Genomic DNA, 2,209 nt, shown 5'->3' with positions numbered 1-2,209 from the left:
AGCAGGATCTAGTCCCTCGTTGTCATGCCCGGTAGAGCCTGTCCTGAGCGGCAGTCGAAGGAACCGGGCATCTTTTTTTTTCAAATTTTCTTTATCTTTACTCCCGTGCCCACATTCACCAAGTACATCCAGAACGAGGAACATTATTCCGAGGTCATCGCGCGGATTGCGAAGGTCCGCAATACATTGTGGATCGGTACTGCCGACATCAAGGATGTCTATGTGAAGCAGGATGGCGAATCGATGCCCTTGCTCGGGCAACTGGCCGTACTCTTGAAGCGCGGCGTTGGCGTGCGGCTCATTCACGCGAAGGAGCCGGGCCCGAATTTCCGCGAGGACTTCGACCGCTTCAAGATTTTGGTGACCGACCTCGAGCGCGTCATGTGCCCGCGGGTGCATTTCAAGATGATGATTTTCGACTTGGAAACCGCCTACATCGGTTCCGCGAACTTGACGGGTGCGGGTATCGGCATGAAGAGCAGCCTGCGCCGCAACTTCGAGGCGGGTATCCTCACCAACGACCCTGAACTTGTACAGCCCGCCATCGAACAGTTCGACACGCTCTGGATGGGCTCGCACTGCAAAAATTGCGGCCGCCAGGAATTCTGCGGCGACCGGATTAAGTAAATTTCATATATGCCCACCTCGCAATCCAAAATCCAGGAACTGGAGCTGCTCTACAAGATCAGTTCCATCCTGAACCAGACGCTTGATTTCGAGAGCGTCGCGCACCCGATTCTAGAAGTGGTGGAATCAACGATGGGCGTGGAACATGCGACGCTTACGCTGTACAACCGCCACACGGGCGAAATCTCCATTGAAATTGCGGAAGGCTTGAGTAGCCGCCAGGCGCGCAAGGGCCGCTACAAGGTGGGCGAGGGCATTACTGGCCGCGTCGTAGAAACCGATTATCATTCCTTCGGTCGCGAAGGACCCGGACTTCCTGGACCGTACGGGCCGCGGCAAGACGGAAGACAAGGCGTTCCTCTGCGTGCCGGTCATCATGGAGCACCAGGTGATTGGCGCCTTCAGTGCCGACGTGCAGAACCCGGTAGAAGACGAACTTCCCGAAAAGCTGCGCCTGCTTGAAATCATCGCGCAGATGCTTGCGGCGGCAGTGAAGCTTCGTCGCGAGGCTCGAGAGGAAAACGAACTCCTGAAGGCCGAAAATGAACGCTTGACATTGGAACTCAAGGACCGTTTCCAGCCCGACAATATCATCGGTCGTTCCAGCGAGATGCAGCGCGTGTACGCGCAGATTGACCAGGTTTCAAAAAGCCCCCTACCCGCGCTCATCGTGGGCGAGGTGGGTACGGGCAAAGGGCTCGTGGCTGAGGCTATCCATTACCGTTCCGACCGCAACATGGGCCCGTTCGTCCGCGTCCATTGCGCCTCCATGCCGGAATCGGTATTGGACCGTGAACTGTTCGGCAGCGTGCGTGGTGCCCTCGTCGGCGTGTTTGCCGAGACTCCCGGCCGCGTAGAACAGGCCGAAGGCGGCACGCTGTTCCTCGACGAAGTGGGCGAGCTTTCGCCGAACCTTCAGGTGAAACTTCTGCGCCTGTTGCAGAATGGCGAGGGGGAACGCATTGGCGCCCGCATTCCCAAGAAGGTGAACGTTCGCGTGATTGCGGCCACCACCAAGAACCTGCAGCAAATGGTCGAAGAGGGAACCTTCCGCGAAGACCTCTATTACCAGCTGCACATCTTCCCGATTTACGTGCCGCCGCTCAGGAACCGTAAGACGGACATCGTGCTTTTGGCGGACCACTTTGTGGAGCATTACTGCCGCATCGTAGGCAAGAACGTGCGCCGCCTCGCACGCACGACCATCAACATGCTCATGAGTTACCCGTGGCCCGGAAACGTGCGTGAACTGGAAAACGGAATCGAGCGAGCCGTCCTCGTTGCTGACGAAGATGTCATCTACCCGCACCATTTCCCGACCACGCTGCAGACCGCCGAAACCAGCGGCACTCCCGTGAACGGAAACCTGAAACTCATGGTGGAAGCCTACGAGAAGGATATCATCTGCGACGCCCTCAAGAGCAGCAAGGGAAAAGTCGCCGCTGCTGCCCGCAGTCTTTCCTCCACACCTCGTATTCTTACATACAAAATAAAACAGCTAGGCATCGACCTAGCTGCATTTACCCGATAAACCTCTTACCTTTGTGTCATGCTAACGGATTTCAGCATCGGCTATTAGTTC

2 protein-coding genes are annotated in these 2,209 nt (G+C 56.8%); both read left to right on the top strand.

Translation table 11 applies throughout. The features are described from left to right. The first annotated feature begins 105 nt into the window (after nt 1-105). Nucleotides 106-627 (top strand): phospholipase D family protein, encoded by a 522-nt coding sequence (locus Q0628_RS09615; protein WP_298770486.1) that lies wholly within the window; start codon nt 106-108, stop codon nt 625-627. Nucleotides 628-907: 280 nt separating this feature from the next. Further along, complete coding sequence (locus Q0628_RS09610; RefSeq protein WP_366979151.1) at nt 908-2,158, top strand: sigma 54-interacting transcriptional regulator; 1,251 nt, start codon at nt 908-910, stop codon at nt 2,156-2,158. The last annotated feature ends 51 nt before the right edge of the window (nt 2,159-2,209 follow it).

Origin of the sequence: uncultured Fibrobacter sp. (assembly GCF_937877005.1) — a bacterium.
GTDB lineage: Bacteria > Fibrobacterota > Fibrobacteria > Fibrobacterales > Fibrobacteraceae > Fibrobacter.
Note: the sequence above shows the minus strand (reverse complement) of the source record. Positions and strands in the feature narration are given on the sequence as shown.